At 61.5% G+C, this 18,395-nt stretch carries 21 protein-coding genes; 5 read left to right on the forward strand and 16 right to left on the reverse strand.

All coding sequences use genetic code 11. The annotated features are described in order from the left end of the window. Window positions 1-88: 88 nt before the first annotated feature. Complete coding sequence (clpS, locus tag HNQ36_RS07700) at window positions 89-421, reverse strand: ATP-dependent Clp protease adapter ClpS (protein WP_046829466.1); 333 nt, start codon at window positions 419-421, stop codon at window positions 89-91. 666 nt (window positions 422-1,087) lie between these two features. On the opposite strand from clpS, the gene HNQ36_RS07705 reads away from it, so the two are divergent. Beyond that, window positions 1,088-2,443 carry a TadE/TadG family type IV pilus assembly protein gene (locus HNQ36_RS07705; RefSeq protein ID WP_184083592.1) on the forward strand — a complete coding sequence of 452 codons (1,356 nt, stop codon included), beginning with the start codon at window positions 1,088-1,090 and terminating at the stop codon, window positions 2,441-2,443. A 75-nt stretch (window positions 2,444-2,518) separates the two neighbouring features. Here the strand turns inward: HNQ36_RS07705 and HNQ36_RS07710 are convergent, their stop codons facing one another. Further along, the gene (locus tag HNQ36_RS07710; RefSeq protein ID WP_046826741.1) at window positions 2,519-2,851 is read right to left on the reverse strand and encodes a phasin family protein; all 333 of its coding nucleotides are present in this window, start codon (window positions 2,849-2,851) and stop codon (window positions 2,519-2,521) included. A gap of 398 nt (window positions 2,852-3,249) precedes the next feature. On the opposite strand from HNQ36_RS07710, the gene HNQ36_RS07715 reads away from it, so the two are divergent. After that, window positions 3,250-5,202: a D-alanyl-D-alanine carboxypeptidase gene (locus HNQ36_RS07715; RefSeq protein WP_184083594.1), complete on the forward strand. Its 1,953-nt coding sequence runs from the start codon at window positions 3,250-3,252 to the stop codon at window positions 5,200-5,202. A 291-nt stretch (window positions 5,203-5,493) separates the two neighbouring features. Here the strand turns inward: HNQ36_RS07715 and HNQ36_RS07720 are convergent, their stop codons facing one another. From HNQ36_RS07720 to HNQ36_RS07740, 5 genes are all read right to left on the reverse strand, one after another. Beyond that, the gene (locus HNQ36_RS07720; protein ID WP_184083596.1) at window positions 5,494-6,228 is read right to left on the reverse strand and encodes a DnaJ domain-containing protein; all 735 of its coding nucleotides are present in this window, start codon (window positions 6,226-6,228) and stop codon (window positions 5,494-5,496) included. 165 nt (window positions 6,229-6,393) lie between these two features. Further along, window positions 6,394-7,137 carry a hypothetical protein gene (locus HNQ36_RS07725; RefSeq protein ID WP_046826744.1) on the reverse strand — a complete coding sequence of 248 codons (744 nt, stop codon included), beginning with the start codon at window positions 7,135-7,137 and terminating at the stop codon, window positions 6,394-6,396. A gap of 93 nt (window positions 7,138-7,230) precedes the next feature. Continuing rightward, window positions 7,231-7,413, reverse strand: a complete 183-nt coding sequence (locus HNQ36_RS07730; protein WP_184083598.1) for a hypothetical protein — start codon at window positions 7,411-7,413, stop codon at window positions 7,231-7,233. Window positions 7,414-7,566: 153 nt separating this feature from the next. After that, window positions 7,567-8,448 (reverse strand): alpha/beta fold hydrolase, encoded by an 882-nt coding sequence (locus HNQ36_RS07735; protein WP_184083600.1) that lies wholly within the window; start codon window positions 8,446-8,448, stop codon window positions 7,567-7,569. Window positions 8,449-8,782: 334 nt separating this feature from the next. Next, entirely contained in the window at window positions 8,783-9,703 is a 921-nt protein-coding gene (locus tag HNQ36_RS07740; protein ID WP_046826747.1) for a division plane positioning ATPase MipZ, read from the reverse strand. 185 nt (window positions 9,704-9,888) lie between these two features. Here HNQ36_RS07740 and panC point away from each other — a divergent pair, with 185 nt between their 5' ends. Continuing rightward, the gene (gene panC, locus HNQ36_RS07745; RefSeq protein ID WP_184084117.1) at window positions 9,889-10,740 is read left to right on the forward strand and encodes a pantoate--beta-alanine ligase; all 852 of its coding nucleotides are present in this window, start codon (window positions 9,889-9,891) and stop codon (window positions 10,738-10,740) included. Between the two features lie 147 nt (window positions 10,741-10,887). Here panC and HNQ36_RS07750 read toward each other — a convergent pair whose 3' ends face one another. From HNQ36_RS07750 to HNQ36_RS07770, 5 genes are all read right to left on the reverse strand, one after another. After that, window positions 10,888-11,325, reverse strand: coding sequence for a DUF1489 family protein (locus tag HNQ36_RS07750; RefSeq protein ID WP_184083602.1), 438 nt, complete (start codon window positions 11,323-11,325; stop codon window positions 10,888-10,890). Between the two features lie 56 nt (window positions 11,326-11,381). Continuing rightward, window positions 11,382-12,350 (reverse strand): hypothetical protein, encoded by a 969-nt coding sequence (locus HNQ36_RS07755; RefSeq protein WP_184083604.1) that lies wholly within the window; start codon window positions 12,348-12,350, stop codon window positions 11,382-11,384. Between the two features lie 68 nt (window positions 12,351-12,418). Continuing rightward, the gene (locus tag HNQ36_RS07760) at window positions 12,419-12,610 is read right to left on the reverse strand and encodes a hypothetical protein (protein ID WP_006020957.1); all 192 of its coding nucleotides are present in this window, start codon (window positions 12,608-12,610) and stop codon (window positions 12,419-12,421) included. 285 nt (window positions 12,611-12,895) lie between these two features. Then, the gene (locus HNQ36_RS07765; RefSeq protein WP_184083606.1) at window positions 12,896-13,261 is read right to left on the reverse strand and encodes a YidB family protein; all 366 of its coding nucleotides are present in this window, start codon (window positions 13,259-13,261) and stop codon (window positions 12,896-12,898) included. Window positions 13,262-13,276: 15 nt separating this feature from the next. Continuing rightward, window positions 13,277-13,933, reverse strand: a complete 657-nt coding sequence (locus HNQ36_RS07770) for a glutathione S-transferase family protein (protein ID WP_184083608.1) — start codon at window positions 13,931-13,933, stop codon at window positions 13,277-13,279. A 301-nt stretch (window positions 13,934-14,234) separates the two neighbouring features. Here HNQ36_RS07770 and HNQ36_RS07775 point away from each other — a divergent pair, with 301 nt between their 5' ends. Next, window positions 14,235-14,915 carry a DUF599 family protein gene (locus tag HNQ36_RS07775; protein WP_184083610.1) on the forward strand — a complete coding sequence of 227 codons (681 nt, stop codon included), beginning with the start codon at window positions 14,235-14,237 and terminating at the stop codon, window positions 14,913-14,915. A 100-nt stretch (window positions 14,916-15,015) separates the two neighbouring features. Then, a complete protein-coding gene (locus HNQ36_RS07780) occupies window positions 15,016-15,291 on the forward strand; it encodes a DUF3253 domain-containing protein (RefSeq protein ID WP_430641353.1) in 276 nt (91 codons plus the stop codon). Here the strand turns inward: HNQ36_RS07780 and HNQ36_RS07785 are convergent. The 4 genes from HNQ36_RS07785 to HNQ36_RS07800 all read right to left on the reverse strand — a co-directional run bounded on the left by HNQ36_RS07785 (window position 15,288) and on the right by HNQ36_RS07800 (window position 17,952). After that, window positions 15,288-16,094 (reverse strand): YdcF family protein, encoded by an 807-nt coding sequence (locus HNQ36_RS07785; protein ID WP_184083614.1) that lies wholly within the window; start codon window positions 16,092-16,094, stop codon window positions 15,288-15,290. The two genes, HNQ36_RS07780 and HNQ36_RS07785, sit on opposite strands and share 4 nt — an antisense overlap. A 45-nt stretch (window positions 16,095-16,139) precedes the next feature. Further along, window positions 16,140-16,958, reverse strand: coding sequence for an aldo/keto reductase (locus tag HNQ36_RS07790; RefSeq protein ID WP_184083616.1), 819 nt, complete (start codon window positions 16,956-16,958; stop codon window positions 16,140-16,142). A 24-nt stretch (window positions 16,959-16,982) separates the two neighbouring features. Next, window positions 16,983-17,294 (reverse strand): helix-turn-helix domain-containing protein, encoded by a 312-nt coding sequence (locus HNQ36_RS07795; protein ID WP_184083618.1) that lies wholly within the window; start codon window positions 17,292-17,294, stop codon window positions 16,983-16,985. Between the two features lie 112 nt (window positions 17,295-17,406). Continuing rightward, window positions 17,407-17,952: a hypothetical protein gene (locus HNQ36_RS07800; RefSeq protein ID WP_246395309.1), complete on the reverse strand. Its 546-nt coding sequence runs from the start codon at window positions 17,950-17,952 to the stop codon at window positions 17,407-17,409. Between the last annotated feature and the right edge of the window lie 443 nt (window positions 17,953-18,395).

Genomic DNA, 18,395 nt, shown 5'->3' on the forward strand with positions numbered 1-18,395 from the left:
ATCGTCTGTAGTGATCGTCCGTCGTCTTGGTCCAGTTGATCAATTCTCGTCGCCTCACTCGGTTCCCACGCCGAACGAGACTCAAATGCTACTTCTTTTCCATCACGCATTGCAAAGGATGCTGATGTTTTCGCGCAAAGTCCATGACCTGCGTCACCTTGGTTTCCGCGATCTCATACGTAAAAACGCCACACTCGCCGATGCCGTGGTGATGCACATGCAACATGATCGTTGTCGCGGCTTCAACGTCCTTGTTGAAGAATTTCTCTAGAACATGAACAACGAACTCCATCGGAGTGTAGTCGTCGTTCAGGATCAGGACGCGATAGAGGTTTGGACGTTTGGTCTTCGGCTTGACCTTGGTGATGACGGACGTGCCAGGACCGCCCCGCCCCTCGTTGCCGTTGTCATCCTTGCTCATGTGCGGGCGAACGCTGGCGGCTTGTTCGCCGGACACCTCAGGCGCCGCGACAGGTTCCGGATATGAAGACGAGTGCAGCATGGCTTGAGAGTTCGAAATTCCCGCAAAAAGCAACATTCCGGCGACGAGACGCCGTCGGATCACATTAACAATATGGGTCGCCGTGCGCCCGCCCGCAAGCATGCCGTTACCGGCTGAAACCGCGCCGGGTGAACCGCAGACAGCATTGCGGCAATCGCTGGTGGTTAACGCAAACGCCCAAATTTCAGACCAGTTTCGTTATGGGGTGTTGAGGCGCTGTTGACAATACGCACCGATTGAGGGGCCGAAACGGCCATTTTGTGGGGCATTTTACGTAGATTGGCCGCAACTTTTACCGCCCCTTCATGGCCCCCTTCTACGACATGGCAGGACCCATTTTTGGTGACCGCCATGAACATTGCACCCATTTTCACACGTTCCCGCACCTCTGGCCCGGCTTGCGCCGCTGGTGAATCGATAAAATTGGAACGAAGCGGGAAACCCGGCCTTCACCATGAAGCAGCGGCGCGTCCATCCGCAGCCGCCTTCGTCTCAGGTGTACCCGTGATTCACCGCAGCATTTTACTACCTCTTCACGCCTGCAGCCTATCCCGCGTCCCAGAGCCTCATTCCTCTGGTGACGTCATGAACGATGCATCGATTTTCAATCGCGCCCGTGGATTGATCGGACGCTTCCGCCACGCGCAAGACGGCAACGTCGCCGTGCTGTTCGGCATCGTAGTCTTGCCACTGCTGGGCTTCGTCGGCGCTGCGGTCGACTATGCCCGCGTCAGCAATGCCCGCACCGCCATGCAGGCTGCCCTCGATACCGCCGCCCTGATGATTTCCAGGGACGCAGCGGGGCTCACCACCGAGCAGATCAGCCAGAAGGCGAACGAATATTTCAAGGCGCTCTACAAGCACCCGGAAGCGCAGAATGTCGTGATAACGGCGACTTATACGAAGAGCGCCCAAGATGGATCCAAGGTCGTTCTGACGGGTTCGGCCAACATGAAGACCGAAATCATGAAGGTCGTCGGCTATCCGAATCTCGATTTCGGCACCAGTTCGACGACGGTCTGGGGTAACACCAGGATGCGCGTCGCCATGGCGCTGGACATCACCGGATCGATGAACAGCGCCGGCAAGCTCGACGCCATGAAAAAAGCAGCCAAGGGTCTGGTGGACACACTCAAGACGTCGTCGAAGACTGTCGACGATGTGTATCTGTCAATCATCCCCTTCAACGTGATGGTCAATGTCGGCACCGCCAACAAGAACGCGACCTGGCTTGACTGGGACGCAAGTTATGGCAGTTGCAGCCAGTCGTCCAAGACGACGAAGAGTTCGTGTGTCGCAGCCGGCAAGGTATGGACTGCCAGCAATCTCAACAAATGGAAAGGCTGCGTGACGGATCGCACCCAATCTTATGACACGACGAAGGACGCACCGACCACCGACACTCCGGCGACCCTGTTTCTTGGTGAGGAGTATTCCGCCTGCGGCTCGTCGATCCTGCCGATGATGTCAGTGTTTAACGCGAACGAATCCGACGGGTCGACGGACGACAGCACCGTCAAGGGCAAGATCAACAACCTCGTCGCGTCCGGCAACACCAACCAGGGCATCGGCATGCACTGGGCGTGGATGCTGCTGCAATCGACAGATCCGTTCCCGACGCCTGCCAAGGATTCGAACTACAAATATACCGATGCGATCATCCTGCTTTCGGATGGAGAGAATACGCAAAATCGCTGGTACTCGTCGGCATCGCAGATCGATGCGCGACAAAAAATTCTCTGCGACAATATCAAGAACAGGGCCAACGGAACGACCTTGATCTACACCATTCAGGTCAACACCGATGGCGGCCCGGAATCCTCAGTTCTGAAATACTGCGCCGACGCCGGTAATTTCTACTCATCGACCAGCGCAAGCGGCATCGCAGCTGCTTTCGATTCAATCGGAAACTCGCTGACGAAACTGCGCATCGCCAAGTAACGAGCGGCGGATTGTCCACCGCAATAAAAAAGCCCGGCGGTGAGCCGGGCTTTTCTGTTGGTCGAGAGCCTTGAATTAGTGAGTGGTCGCCTTCACGACGGCGTTCTCGAAAGGCTTGAAAGCCTGCTTGGCGAGGTCGGTGTAAAGTTCGCCGATCTTCTGCGACTCGGCAACGAACGTCTCATAAGACGTCTTGGCGTATTCGGTCTGCAGTTCGATGGCCTTTTCGATCGACTTCACGCCCGACAGCTTCTCAACGAAGCTCTTGGTGTCTTCGAACGACTTCTTGGCGTACTCGCCGTAGGCAGTCGCAATCGACTGAAGGCCGCTCGAGAAGGTGTTGGCGGATGCAACCGCGGCGTCGAACTGCTCTTTGCCGTACTGCTGAAACTCTTCAACCTTGACCATTTACCGGTATCCTTTTCCCAGACTTGTTGACCTGCACGCGCCGGATGCCCGGCTCCCTAACCACGACTTTGGTAGTACTGCAGCGCACAATAAAAGTCAAGAATCTTGTGCGTCGCACAATCGTCTTAAATCTGAGACAAAACCTGCGAACGCCGGAAACCCTTGCTTAACCCTTTCGAAACCGTCGCCACCTAATTTGATTCCCTGCGCTTTTCGCATTTTCCGACGAATACGAAAAGCTGCGCGGGTCCAACACCTTAGCCGGATCGCCGACTGTCCGGCACCGGCCCATTGGAGCCGCTGCTTCGCGTGGACGACGTGGCCCGAAGATTGGCTGCGGCCGGACCAAATTTGGCCTCAGAACGAGGCGAATAACTGGGAATCGGACGGGGAAATTCATGCTTGGGGTCAAATCGTCAGCGTCTCTGCGCGCGCTCCGCCTTTGCCTTCTCGGCGTCGCCACCATCTCCGTGGCGGTCACCTTCACGATCGACACCGCAGACGCCCGGCGGCGTCACAAGCAGCGCCACGCTGCAGCATCGAGCTACAGCCCCTCTTTCTCCTCCATCATCGTAGACGCCAATTCCGGCAGCACGCTCCAGGCCACCAGCGCCGACAGCCTGCGCCACCCCGCCTCGCTCACCAAGATCATGACGCTCTATATGCTGTTCGAACGGCTGGAGAGCGGCAAGATGAAGCTCGATACGCCGCTGGACGTGTCGGTCCATGCCTCGCAGCAGGCGCCGACCAAGCTCGGTTTGCGCCCCGGTCAAACGATCCGCGTCGAAGACGCGATCAAAGGCCTCGTGACCCGCTCCGCCAATGACGCAGCCGCAGTGATCGCCGAAGCCATCAGCGGCGACGAGGACGATTTCGCCAAGGCGATGACGCGCAAGGCGCGCGCGCTCGGCATGAGCAAGACCGTTTACAAGAACGCTTCAGGCCTTCCGGACGGCGAGCAGGTCACCACCGCGCGCGATCAGGCCACGCTCGGCCGCGCCATTCAGGACCGCTTCCCGAAATACTATCGCTACTTCGCCACCGAGGCGTTCAACTACAAAGGACGCTCGATCCGCAATCACAACAAGCTGCTCGGCCGCGTCGAAGGCGTTGACGGCATCAAGACCGGTTATACCCGCGCCTCCGGCTTCAACCTCGTCACCTCGATGAAGCGCGGCAACCGTTATGTGGTTGGCGTCGTGATGGGCGGACGCAGCGGGGGTTCGCGCGACGCCATCATGCGTAACCTGCTCGCTGAACATCTCGATGAAGCCGCGACCCGGCGCACCGTCGCTGCAATCACCGAACGCGGCGGCGACACCAAGATCGCCAGCGCAGACGATACCGATGAGACCGAGGCAAAGCGCCCCGCCCCGATGGTTCAGTCGCAAGGCGCGATCAAGGTTGCTTCCACCACGCCGGAACCCGTTCCGCTTCCCACGCCGCGCGCAGTGGCGGCAGCTCCAGCTCCCGCGAAACCCGTTGCTGAAGCGCAGGACAAGCCCGCGCCCGCTCCGCTCACCAGCGGCGTGATTTCATCGCCTCTGTCCATTATTCCCGGATCGGCTGAGCCGATGACGCCGGTGCGCGTCAAAACGGTTCAGGTCCGCATGGGACAGACCAAGGTGGCTTCCGCAACGCCGAACGCACCTGCGCCGGTAGCGACCAATGCTATTCCCGCGCCGCGCAACGCCGATGTCGCAGAAACGTCGAAGGCCGTCGTGGCCAAGGCCGAGGTCAAGACCGACGCTCCGGCTGCATCAAAAGCCGAACGCCGTGCAGAACCATGGCCAGCGACTTACACGCAGACACGCAGTGATTTCCCCGCCCCGCTACCCGCCCAACCCAACACCAGCAACGGTATCGGACAGGGCATTATCGGTTCAGCTCCCGCCTCGTCATCGGCACCGCAAGCGCAGACGCTGGCCTATGCCGATCCCGCGCGCGGCGCGCCGCCCACGACCCTGGGCGCGCAGGCCGTCGCCCTTCAGACATCCGCAGTGCCGCAACAGCAGCCCGCTCCGCAGCCGGTCCAGCAAGCCGCCTTGCCGCCCGCCCAGCCGACGCAGACCATCCAGCACAACGGCGCGATCAAGACCGTCGCCCGCTCGGGCTGGATCATCCAGGTCGGTGCTCTCGAGAGCGAGAGCGAAGCCCGTCAGCGCCTCCACGCCGCGCGCGGCAGCGCAAGCAAGCTCCTCAGCGACGCAGAACAGTTCACCGAGACGGTGTCGAAGGGCAACAAGACGCTCTACCGCGCACGCTTTGCCGGTCTCAATCAGGATTCCGCCGAAGCCGCATGCCGCACGCTGAAGCGCTCCGATATTTCGTGCATCGCCATCAGGAACTGATCGGCCGATCCCAGTTCCGGATGAAACAAAGCCCGCGGTTCAGCCGCGGGCTTTTTCTTTGTGCGTGAGCGGATGTGACGTTCGCACCCACCTTGCGTGCGTATCGCACCGCGATCACGAGGTAACTTTTTGAGGCCGGGCTCGCGCGTGACAACCCTTTTTCAAGACTTGGTCTCTAAAACATTAATTGCAGGATCGATCACGCCGGACAACGGCGGGCGTCCGCAGGGGCATTCAACACAGAGACGGAAAGGCTGCTCGCAGTTTGTAGCGTGATGTTGCGTGCTGGAGTCAGCGATGATTGCGAAGAAGAGTGTCCTTGGCCTCGTTCACACGGGCAGCGAGATACGTCGAGCCCCCTTGGTCGGGATGAAGTTTCTTCATGAGCCCACGGTGCGCCCGGCTGATCTCATCGCGCCCCGCGCCCGGCTTCAGGCCAAGGATCTGATAGGCCTCCTCCGCCGTCATTTTTCCGCTCGGCGCCGCACGGCGATCCTCGCCTCCACTCCGGCCTGCCCCCTCGCCCTGCGCGTGCTCACGCCAGGCGGGAAACCGGCGATCCAGATAGCTTTCCAGAAGAGCCCAGCTCTCGGCATCGAACCCCCGCGCCAGAGCAATGAGCTCATCGAGCGTGAAGTCCTCCAGTACGCGCCCCGTTTCGGGGCCGGCGGTAATAAGCCCCTCAAGCGCCCCGGTGTCGTGGTCGAGCGTCATCTCTATAAACTGGGATCGTACCTTGGACTTCTGCCCGTTTGATTTCCACGCACCGGGACCGTAGTTGCCCCAGGCTGAACCGAGCTGGGCGCCGAACGGCGACCAGCCGAGCAGACCGGCGCCGAAAATTCCGAGCGGGATCGCCACCGCAAGCTCGCCCCTTGCGCCGATAAACAGCGCCGCGGCCAGCGTCACAATGCCCCCGCCGCCGCGAACGACTTTCGCAAGCCATTTCGGATCGGCGCCCTTGATGATGTTGAGGGCGACGTAGAGCAGCGCGACGGCGACGATGCCTGCGATCAGGGTCGGCATGGGTCAATCAATCTTTGCGTTCAAATACGGCGGCGCGCGCGAGGTGCGGCGAGACCGGCATATGCTTCATGTATGTGTCTAGCGTGCTTTGAGGAACGCGCACATCTGCGAATTTTTGCCGCTGGCCCAGCGGACCCACCCGCGAGCGCAGCAGCCGCGCCTCCGCTATTTCATCTGCCCGAGCAGCGCCGCCGCTCCAGAGGTATTCTTCGCCAGCCGCAACAGCGCATCGCGTCCGCCGGCCGCATAGGCTGCCGCCGCGCGGAGAAGTTCGCGCAACTGCGCCGCCGAACCCATGTCGAAACGGCACCACGCGCCGCCCGTCAGCCGCGCGATCTCGCGAAACGCAGCCTCCGCCGCCGGATCGTTGCCCTCCTGGAACATGAAGCACGGCACCTTCAGCAGGCCGAGTTCACCCGCGGTGACGCACAGCGCGTCCACGTTCTCTTCCATCGCGTCGCCGACAAACACAATGGCACGCACGCCCGACGCGACAGCCTCGCGCCGCGCATCGGAAAGTACGCGGCCAAGCTGCGTCTGCCCGCCCCGGCAGTCGATTTTGCCCATCAGCGTGGCAAGGTGCGCGGTGTCGGAGATCCATTGGCTGGCGCGGCACTCATTCAGACCGCGATAGTAGACGAGACGAACCGAGAGGCCACCGATACTGCCCGCCTCGCGGAACATATCCGCCTGAAGCTGGCACGCCATGTCCCAGGTCGGTTGGCGGCTCATGGTGGCATCGAGGGCGAAGACCAGCCGGCCCGAGCCTCCCTTGCCCGGTGTCATCGCACGCGCTTTCGCGACGAACGCCGCGATGTCCGCGGCGGACGTCTGCGTGTCCGGCACAGTGCGGGCACGGCCTGCGACAGGCTGCTCGCCGGTTTTGGGAATGGTCGGATCGCGCGTCATCTGATCTCGCGGTTGAGTGCGAGTCTTATGTGGAGCGCGACGGACAGTTGGTCAATTCATTGGCCGCGGAAACCTGCCGGCGAAGGCCGGTCCCTACTCGATCGGCACCGCGAGCCGTCCGATAAGCTGCGCCACCTCGCGCAGCCGGCGATCGTCATGTTCGGCAACGGCACGCGCCAGACGCGACAGACATTCGTCGTCACTGACGACGGGCGGTAGCCGCGCATCTGCTGATGGCGCGAGCGCCGGAGACTGGGGGAAACTGCTGATGCCCATGACTGTCACCTCATTGATTGGGTGCTCAAACAAGCAGAAGTCATGCCACCAGTGAATTATGGCGGTTTGAGATACGTCGACAGCTATGGAAAACTCTCACGCGAATGTGCGACAGCCGGAAACAGGTCCGGCGTGAACATCTGCGGTCAAGAGTTAAGGGGTAGGAGCGAACTGGAACTGCGCCACCGAACCGGGCTTGGTCGGCACCGATGCCGACGGGCCGGGCTTCGGCACCACGATCTTCTTGGTGTCCACCGGCGCGAGCTTGCTCTCGCCTTCCAGGAACTTGTCGAGGACGCCCTGAATCGATGTCTTCACATTGTCAGGCCCGCGATCGCTCATGTCGGTATGCTGGAAGCCCGTGTTGACCACGGTGATGCCCGACTGTTCGCACGTATCGTCATCAGGCACGACGCCAGGATCGGCCTTGAACCGGGGGTCCTTCGAACGGAACGAGAGAATCTTGAACTTGCCGTCGGTGAGGAACGGCACGCGAAGATTGTCGAGTGTGACGATCTTCTTCACGTTCTCCGGATGCATCTTGGCGTAGTACATCGAGATGTCGCCGCCGTTGGAGTGTCCAACGAGGGTCAAATGATCGTAGTCCGCGTTAGGCTGAATCTTCTGGACCTGCTTCACGGCAAACTCGATGTTCGCCACGCCGCGCTGATAGACCGGCAGGCGTCCGACATACAGTTCGCCGACCTTGGTGACCAAGGGCGCATCGCTCGCCAGATCGTGCTGAATGCTCGAAACAAAGTATCCGCGCGCGGCGAGCACGTTGGCGAGGAAGGAATACTCGGTGAATTTCACGGTATTGCCGTGATTGACGATAGCTACGGGCAGCGTGAGCATGCCGGCGTTCGCCTGCATCTCCTTGTCGCGGCGTACAGCGATCGCAACTTCAATCGGACGATCACGCGTTGAATCGTAGAACGTCAGCGTCTCGTGACGGATCGCCCATTTGCTCGCGGTGAAGTATGCGACGACAACGATCGCAAACAGACCAAGCAGGATAAAAATTCCGCGCTTCATCTCGCCCTCGAAATTGCCAGGCCGATCCAAACCCCTCCAGACCGCCCTGTCACAACACAGTGTTTTAGAATCCTTCGTCCTTGTCTAGTTAGATGATGACAGGTTGGCGACAAACCAAGCTTAATTTCCCGACATGTGTCTGACATAGACCAGTTATTTTGTGCAATGCATCAAACATGCCATCGGACCCAAAACGCACCGTTTGGGCTATGGCGCGTAAAGAACCAAGCGCCAAACTCGCAAAAAGTTCAGATTTTTCAGCAAAATTTGTGCTTCATCGAATGGAACCGGGCGCAGGAACCCGCCGAAGAACCAAGCTGGCACAGCCCTTTAATTAGGCTGTGAGCCCGTGATTTTCCAGTGGACGGTCGACCTGGGCAAACCATTCGGCCCGGGTCGCGGCCCGGCGGCGGCCCCGCTCATCGATCGGGAGCTTCAGGTGCCGCAGCAGGCTGGTCACCTCCTCGCGGGCGGTCACATGGGCCATGTTCGGGCGGGTACCCAGCGTGGCCTCGTCCAGGTCGTCAAGGGCGGTCAGGCCCCGCGGGAAGAACTCGCGATAGACCACACGCTCGGCGAAGCCATCGACCGGCCGAAAACCGAGCCGGAACGAGAGCTGGTCGAGCCCTTCGGCGATGAGCTGCTTGTTGCGAGAGCCCAGCATCGACAGGCGGTTTCGCACAACGATCCAGTCCGTGGTCGCGCCATCGAGATCGCGGCGCTGCTTGCGCGCCACCTTCACCATGGTCGCGTAGTGGCTTTCGCCGATCACGGAGTAAGTAGCCGGATCGACCGAGCCAAGCACGTCGAAATCCAGAAAGCTGTCATTTATAGGCGTTACCAGCGTATCAGCCATCGAATGCGCCAGACGCATCAGGTAGCTGTCGGTGCCCGGCGTATCGATCACGATGAAGTCGTAGGTCCGCTCCACTGCGCTGACCGCTGCCGAGAACTGCTCGAACTCCGACATCTCGTTGTCGTCGATCTGCATGCTGGAGCCGAGGGCAACACAGCAGTGGTGCGGCACCTCAAGAGAGAGCCCGGTGCGCTGGGCCCAGGCGCGGCGATTCTCGATGTAGCGGGTGAAGCTCTTCTGTCGGGAGTCGAGGTCGATGGTGGCAACGCGCTGCCCGGCCTTCAGCAGCGCGACCGCAACGTGAAGCGCAGTGGTGGACTTGCCCGACCCGCCCTTCTCGTTGCCGAGCACGACGACATGCGCCGACCCGGACTGCCCCTGACTCGTCTGCAATAGCATGCAAATCCCCTGTGGATATCTTCAGCCAAGCCCAGAAAGAATCAAGTGAAATTCCGATGGGCTCCGCGTTCATGATGAATCCGCAGGCCGATCATGCAGAAGGCCGCGCGTGGTCGTTGGCGCGCACCACCGCCTTTGTTAAGACTGCGCCCACTGACGATCACCCGTTGCAAACACCGGCACGCATGACCCGCACCCCCATCATCGCCCGCACGCTTTCATCCCTTCACCGCGCCCGCGCCGACCTTTGCAAGCGCAACGCCACGCTCGCGCTTGTGCCGACCATGGGAGCGCTCCATGACGGCCATGTATCGCTGGTCCGGCTCGCGAAAAAACGGGCACGCAAAGTCGCCGTATCGATTTTCGTGAACCCGACGCAGTTCGCGGCCCACGAAGATCTCGGCTCATATCCCCGCACCTGGAAGGAAGACATCGCGCGTCTCACGGCAGAGGGTGTCGATCTGGTCTGGAATCCGGATGTGAAAACGATGTATCCGGACGGGTTCGCGACCCGCGTTGCGCCCGAAGGCCCGGCGCTTGCCGGACTTGAGGATCAATTCCGTCCGCACTTCTTCGGCGGCGTGGCAACCGTTGTCGCGAAGCTGTTCACGCAGGTGCGCCCGGACATGGCGCTGTTCGGCGAGAAGGACTTTCAGCAACTCAAGGTAGTCACGCGCATGGCGCGCGATCTCGACCTTGGCGTCAAGGTGATCGGCGGCGCGATCATCCGCGAGCGCGACGGCCTCGCGATGTCGTCACGCAACGTCTACCTCTCGCCGGAAGAACGCCGGACGGCGCCGGTGCTGCATCGAACGCTCAAGGCGACCGCGAAGCGGATGCGCGCCGGCGACGACATCAAGGCCGCATTGTCCGATGGCGCGGACCTCATTCGGCAGGCTGGATTTGCGCTCGATTACCTCGAGGCGCGGCACGCCGAGACGCTCGCGCCGATCGCATCGTTGAACGATGGACCGGTCCGGCTGCTGGTGGCGGCGAAAATCGGTACGACGCGGCTGATCGACAATATCAAGGCGTGATCTAGAGCAAGATGGCTTTAGGCTGATCATTGCGCCGTCACCCTGAGGTGCGAGGGCAACGCCCGAGCCTCGAAGGGCGACGGCGAATCCCTTCCCGCCATCCTTCGAGGCTCGCAAGAACTCGCGCCTCAGGATGACGATCACGCTCTAGAGCAGCCCAAGCTCGCGCAGTTCGCGGCGCAGCGGCTCAGGCATCGCGGCCACGCTGGCAGCGGCCTTGCCGAGATCGGGCGGCGCGCTTTTCGGATCGAGATAGCGCCAGCCCTGAAACGGCCGCATCGGCCGCGGCGACACGGCAATCAGCTTGGGCTCCATCACAAGGCGGCATCGCCCGATGCCGTCCTTGTCGCGAAACGGTTCGATGCCGAGGATTTTCTCGCGCGCGGCGATCTCGCCCTTGATGACCCAATAGATCGATCCGCCGTCGAGAAGTTCGTCCACGCGCTTGGGCGACATCCGCGTCACATGGATATGGCGCGGCGGCAGGCCCTTCGCCTTGGCCTGCTTCACACGTTCAGCGATCCAGCCCCTGAGATCCTTGATGGACGTGGCACCGACGCTGAGCTTGACGAGATGAAGCGGCATATTCGGGGTCGCCAGCGCGATGCCTCAGCATCACGCTTCAAATGGAGGAAGAGCGATCAGTTATCATCGGTCGCAGCGGGAGGCGCAAGCTGCACGGGAGCTTGTGCACGCGATTTCTGCTGCGGCTGTGGCGCAGGCTTCTTCGCGGCGGTCGGTGCCGGCTGAGGGTTGATCACCGCAGCAGGCGCGCTGCGCGGAGGCGGCGAAGCACCGGGTTCCGGTGGACGTCGTTCCGCCTGGGAGCCCTGAGCAGACGGCTCAGGCGTCATGATGTTGATCGGAGGGATCGACGCCGCGCTTGGGAAATCACCCGACACGGGCTTCCCCGGCGGCGGCACGGTGCCCAGCGCCGCGATGGGGGCAGTGGCGGTACCGGCGGCCAAGGCTGCCGGAGCATTCCACGACGCGGCGTAGCGGGTAACAAACCCGTCGTAGAGATTTTCGCTCATGTTGGACGAAATCTGTCCCGAATTGGTGAGCGACTGGAAGAACGGGCAAGATGCCGTCAGCGTGCAGCCCTCGCGCGTCTTGAGCACCTGAGCGACCAGCCCGTAGCGATCGCGCTCGATGGTCCGTCGCAGGGCATTGAGTTCCGGCGTTATCGCCTTGTTGGCGGCGGCGGCATTGCCGAAGGCGGCGAGCCGTGTGACCTGCGCTGCCGTGTAGGAAACCCCTGCGGCGACCGAATCAGCCGACGCGAACAACACCTTTTCACAGGCTGCTTCGACACTCTCGCCGGCAAGCCCGTCAAGGCACGCCAGCGCCGGAAGCGACGCATTCAATTGTCCGGCAGGCTTGACGGAGGAACCGCTGCTTCCAGCCGCGCGCATCATCGCGGTCACTGCAATGCCTATCGCCAGCAGCGTGATAACAGTCAGCGCGCCGTTCGCGACCGATCGCTCGGCGCGAAACAGCGTGATCAGGAGGACGATCGCAAAGAACCCCACTGCGGCGATGGTGAGCCACATCGGCAGGTTCGCCGATTGCCAAAAATTATCGATCGATGATGCCCAGACGCGGTCCATGCGAGGTCCCCTTCACAACGAACAGACCAAGCGCCGCAACCGCGGCAAAATTCCGTCGCGGAAATATGTTAGGCGACTGCGAGTTGGCTTTCCTTCGCCACGCGCTCGAAGGCTTCGGTCGAACTCTTGATGCGGTACTGACAGTCGTCACCGTCCGTCGGCAGCAGGCGGATCACTTCGTAGGTCCCGCTCGCGGCTGGCCGAGCCACGTTGCTTGCCGTGAAATAGACAGTCTCTCCAACGATGTATTTGTGCTTCAACACCCTGCTCCATCACGCGATACGCGCATTTTGGCGGCCTGCCGGTATACCGGCAAAGCCAGTTTGACGCCCGGCAGAGGTATAGCATGCCGGACCTTCATTTGGCCAGATAAACCGGCACACGGGTGATGGCAAAATAGCTATTATATTCCAATATCTTAAAGCAGTTTTTGAGGCCTTGCGCAGACCTCAAGGCAGGGTCCAGCCGGGTGCAACGCCGCAATTTCGCCTTCCCGGCATCTCCGAGCGATTTACCGGCAAGTTCAGTGCGTTAGCCCGGCAACCTCATGCCGTGTGCGGCAGCGTACCGTTCGGACTCGCCTGATCGACGGCCCCCGGTAAAACCTGAGCCAGAACCGTCGAAAGCTGATCCACCGGAATGCCGAAGCGCGTCGCCAATTGCCTGACGGCAGCGTTCCCCAACACGTCCTGGAGTTGCTGCGCGCTGATCGGCAGGTTGCTGCCGGTGCCGATCCAGGATTCCACCTGATCGCCAAATCCGCCCTGTTGCAGTTTCGCGACAATGGCGGACAGCCCGCCCTCGCTTCCACTGCCGAGCACCTCGCTCAGCACGGTCGGAATGGCAGCCGGGTCCAGGTCCTTCGCCGCCCTCGCGGCCATCACGCTGGTCAGCATATCCAGAATGCCCATCGAACAGTCCTCGGCTCAGTCGATCTCGAATTTCTCGATGACCAGTGTTTCGGCCAACGCACCGCTGGTCCATTCCTGAAAAGCAGCATTCGCCAGCATCGTGTCCATGTACGCATGAACCGGCGGCGTCACATCGATAGCGTAGGTCCGGAAGCGATGGATGACCGGCGCGAACATCGCATCGGCGCCGCTGAACGCGCCGAACAGATACGGCCCCTGCCCGCCGTATTGCGCCCTGCATTCGGTCCAGATCTGCTGGATGCGCGCAATATTCGCCCTGGCATCGTCAGAGAGAGGTTTTGAACGCACCGGGCGATGAATGTTCATGCCGCATTCGTTGCGCAGCGCCATGAAGCTCGAATGCATTTCCGCGGAGACCGAGCGCGCGTGCGCGCGAGCGACGACGTCCTGCGGCCACAGGCGCGCGTCCGGAAATCGCTCGGCGGCGTACTCGATGATCGCAAGCGAATCCCAGACCGTGACGTTGCCATCGACCAGCGCCGGCACCTTGCCCGACCGGGTCACATCCAGAATGCGCTGCTTGTCGGCATCGCCGGTGTAGAGCGGAATGACAACCTCATCGAAGGCAATTCCGGTCGCTTTCAGCGCCAGCCACGGCCGCATCGACCACGAGGAATAGTTCTTGTTCCCGATAACGAGCGTCAAAGACATTGATTGAGATCTCCCTGCGGCGCGGACCTTGCCATGACCGGCGCGCGACAGGCAACCGGCCCCGTCCCTAGTGTCCTGAATCCGAAGTTCGCCTCATTTTGCAGCACTTTCCGTAGCGAACTTCGGATTCAAAAGGACACTAGGAAATATGATTCTAGTGTGGTTTTGGTTCGCAAGTCCGCAAATGAAGGGGCTGCAGAAATGATGCGGACTTGCGAACCACCACACTGGCGCCAAAACCGCTTCGCACCCGTCGGCTTCCTGTTCTATCGTACGGCCATCATTCGGAAGGCATCGAGTCGTGAACCTGTTCGCAACTGCCGACATCGTGGCGATCGCATTCTTCGTTCTGTCGTGGATGGTCTACGCGATCACGCTTGAGCGCACAGGGCATGGCCGCAACAGCCTGAACGCCCGCATGAGCATTTACCGCGAGGTCTGGGTGCGGCGAATTCTCGACCGCGAAACGCGGATGGTCGACATGCAGATCATGACGTCGCTGCAGAACGGCACGGCATTCTTTGCGTCCACGACCCTGCTGGCGATCGGCGGCGGATTGACGCTGCTGCGATCGACCGAGGAAGCCATGTCGGTGCTCGCCACCCTGCCGTTCGGCATCCGCAGTTCCCCCGCGTTGTGGGAAATCAAATGCGTCGGACTTGTCGTGATCTTCGTCTATGCGTTCTTCAAATTTTCCTGGTCGTACCGCCTGTTCAATTACGTCGCCATCCTGCTTGGAGCGATGCCGTTCTCGGACAAGCGCGACACGCCCGAAGCGCAGTCGCATGTCATGCGCACCACAAAATTGTTCCAGTCGGCAGGCCGGCACTTCAATCGCGGCCAGCGGGCCTTCCTGTTCGCGCTGGGTTATCTCGGCTGGTTCATCAGCCCGTGGGTGCTGATCGCAACCACATTGGCCATCGTGATCGTGATATGGCGGCGGCAGTTCGATTCCGACGCCTATCGGGCGATGTCGAAATAGCTCTAGTGTCCTGAATCCGAAGTTCGCCTCATGCAGACTACTTGCGAACCACCACACTAGCAGGCTTGCCGCGCGGACTGCGATGCGTCATGGCATGGGCATGAACAAACCCGATTCGAAGATCGCCGATGGCGGATCGCTGGACGACGCCATCCTCGCGGTGCTGGCCAGCGCCGGCGCAAAGACCCTCAGTGCGCCTGAGATCGCTCATGCGATCGCGGCCGGGGACGATTGGCACGGGTTGCTGGTGCCGATCCGGAGGTCCGCCGTGGCGCTCGCGCAGGCCGGTCGCCTTGTGATCTACCGCAAGGGCAAGCCCGCCGACCCGAACGACTTTCGCGGGGTCTATCGCCTCGGCCTGCCACGGCACGATTAATTAGCTTTGCGCGGCCCCGGAAACAGCTCGCTGCTGCGGCCCGTCGCCCAATAGGCGATCAGCCCCACCCACTCATGAACAGCGACATCAGTGCGGGCGAGCCCCGCGCTCAATGTCGTAAACGGCATCGAAGCATCGCTCCAGCCGCGCGTGCGCCAGTCCACCGGATAGGCTTCGACATCGAAACCCGCTTTCCGGAATGCTCCGATGGAACGCGGCATGTGAAATGCCGAGGTCACGAGCAGCCAGCGTTCGCCGGGCTTCGGTGAAACCAGCTTGCGCGTGAACGTCGCATTCTCGGCGGTGGTGCGGGAATCGCTTTCCAGCACGATGCGCGCGCGCGGCGTTCCGAAGTCCTCCAGCAGATCGCCGGCAATCGGCGCCTCCGGCACCGGCTCCGCGATCAGGTTGGCGCTGCCGCCGCTGAACACGATGCGGGCGTCCGGATAGCGTCGCGCCAGTTGCAGCATCGTCAAGATCCGCTCGGCCGAAGCGTCCATCTCCAGCGAGCCGCGCGCCTGGCTGCGCTCGGGATCGATCGAGCCGCCGAGAACAATGATCCCGTCAGGCGCCCGCCCCCCCGCGTTCCCCGCCGGGAAACGTTCGGTCAGCGGCAACAGCAGCAGATTGCCGAGCGATGAATAGCCGCAGACCAACAGCAGCACGACGCCGAGCGCAAGGATGCGCGATCCCGCTTTGCGGAATCGCGTCGCGAGCAGCACGGCACCAAGCGCGCAGAGGATCGCCACCGCATTCGATGGCACGACGAAGAAGCCGAGTATCTTGGAGAGGCTGAAAAACATGAAAATCCCGAATGGGCGATCATCACGCGAAGATCAAGAGATCGCTCAATCCCACTTGGGTGCGAAACCGAAATCGGTGATGCGGCCGCCGCGCGTCCCCATCGCAAAGATCTCGCCCATTTCCTCGTCGGTCAGATTGAAATCGAAGACGTCGAGATTTTCAGACAGGCGCTCAACTTTTGATGTGCGCGGAATCGCAACGACATCCTGCTGGATCAGCCAGCGCAGGCAGACCTGCGCTGCCGTCTTTTCATACCGCGCGCCGATCCGGTGCAGCGCCTCGGCATTCTTGACGCGGCCTTTCGCCACCGGACTGTACGCCACCAATGCGAGACCGTTGGCGCGGCAGGCCGCCAGCACCTTGTGCTGCTCGAGATACGGATGATACTCGACCTGATTGCAGACCAGCGGCGCCGCGGCCTTTGCCACAGCCTCCTCGATCAGCGCCACCGTGAAATTCGATACCCCGATGTGCCGGGTCAGACCGAGCTTCCGTGCCTCCACAAGCGCGCCCAGCGTCTCTTCCAGCGGCACCTGCGGATTGGGCCAGTGCAGCAGAAGCAGATCGACCTCCGTCATGCGCAAGCGTGCAAGGCTTTCCTTGGTCGATCGCAACAGGTCGTTGGGCGCAAAATGCGTCGTCCAGATTTTGGTGGTTACGAACACATCGGAGCGCTTGATGCCGGAGGCGCGCACACCCTCGCCGACTTCGCGTTCATTTTCGTAAGCCTGCGCAGTGTCGATATGGCGATAGCCGAGACGCAGCGCCTGTTCGACAAGACGCGCGCAAGCGCGTCCGCGCAGTTCCCAGGTCCCGAGACCTATCGCCGGAATGTCCGCGCCATTCGCCTCAACGGTCTGCATGTCATGCCTCAGCGCATCACGCGCTCATCCCCTGCGCGCGAGCGCAGCAAACACCATATCGGGCTCATGCGCGATCACGGTCAACAGCGCGCGCGCCGGCCCGCGCGGCGAGCGCTTGCCCTGCTCCCAGTTCCGAATGGTCTCTAGAGGAACGCCGAGACGCGCGGCGAATTCGGCTTGCGTCAGTTTGGCGCGAAGGCGCAGGTCGCGCACCACCGGCACGGTGGCTGCTGTGGGCGACGGCGCGCTGTCAGTCAGGTCGGGGACCAGCGGCGTTTCCCGCCCGTCCAGCACCTCAACGATCCGCCCGTCCGCCTTCAGCCGTAGCCGCTGCATGTGCACCCCTCCGCAGTTCAGGAGGGTCGACCAACGTGGTTAATCGCAGGTTAACGAGAGAAATATTGCCGTCCGGAAAGTCGATCCTTCCGGACGGCATGAGCAGGTCAGGCTATCGCATACGCGCGTTGGCTTCGCGCCACGAACGGCGTCCGCCACCGTGAGCGAACCGCAGGCCCATTTCACGGCCGCCGCCGGCGTCGTAGGAAATATGGATGTGCTTCACGCGTCCCGCGTCGGTCGAGTAACCGCCGCTCCAGCCTTTGAGCTGCGCGTAGATGCAGCCATAGGGGCCGCGCACGTCCACGGCCTTGCCTTGCGCATGGAGCGACATCCGCCGCGTCCCCGCGATCCGTGTATGCCGAATCCCCGAGATCGCGTGCGTGCCCGGACAGGCTGCCTGAATCGATGCGAGCTTGGCCTGCAGCGGACCGACGAGCCCTGAGGAATATCCTTCCGATGCCTGGGAAGCGCGTTCGACGGCCACTCGCGGCGTCCGCTCAACGCTGCGCTGCGCGCGCTCCAGCGCCCGCTGCTGCCGCCTGCTCAGGCGAGGCGTGGCCGACTCCGCCGCAAAGTATGCTGGCGCGGCATTGCGCTGACTGCGCTGGCTTCGCTGACGCGCGTGGACCGGATTGTCGACTCCGATGCAGGGCATGGTGATGTTGCATTCGGGCGAAACGGCCGGCGTGCGAGCGCGCGCTTCGGCCATTGAAGACAACGCACAAAGCGCCGCCACGGCGGTAACTGCTCTAATCAAAATTTTCAGCTCCGGAGATTTTGCGTCGGGCCGGCCACACACGGCACATCGCCCTGATCGCAACAAAAGTAAGAACCGCTGAAACATCGGCGTTTCGCGGCAAGCGACCTAACGGGTTTTATTGCGGCAGGTGGCGATAATGAGGCACAGATGTGGCCAGTGACCCGCTGAGCGCAGAGAACCTATGCGGAAAACGGGCAGCGTGAATCGCCATTGAAATAAGCACATCGCCACGCATCAACGATAAGACTGAACATCATCGCAAACCGATGACGACGCTGATTTGCGTGTGCGTTTCAGCATTACCCAATCGACACTGCTGAACGGAATGCTAAACGTGC

Source organism: Afipia massiliensis (assembly GCF_014203115.1).
GTDB lineage: Bacteria > Pseudomonadota > Alphaproteobacteria > Rhizobiales > Xanthobacteraceae > Afipia > Afipia massiliensis.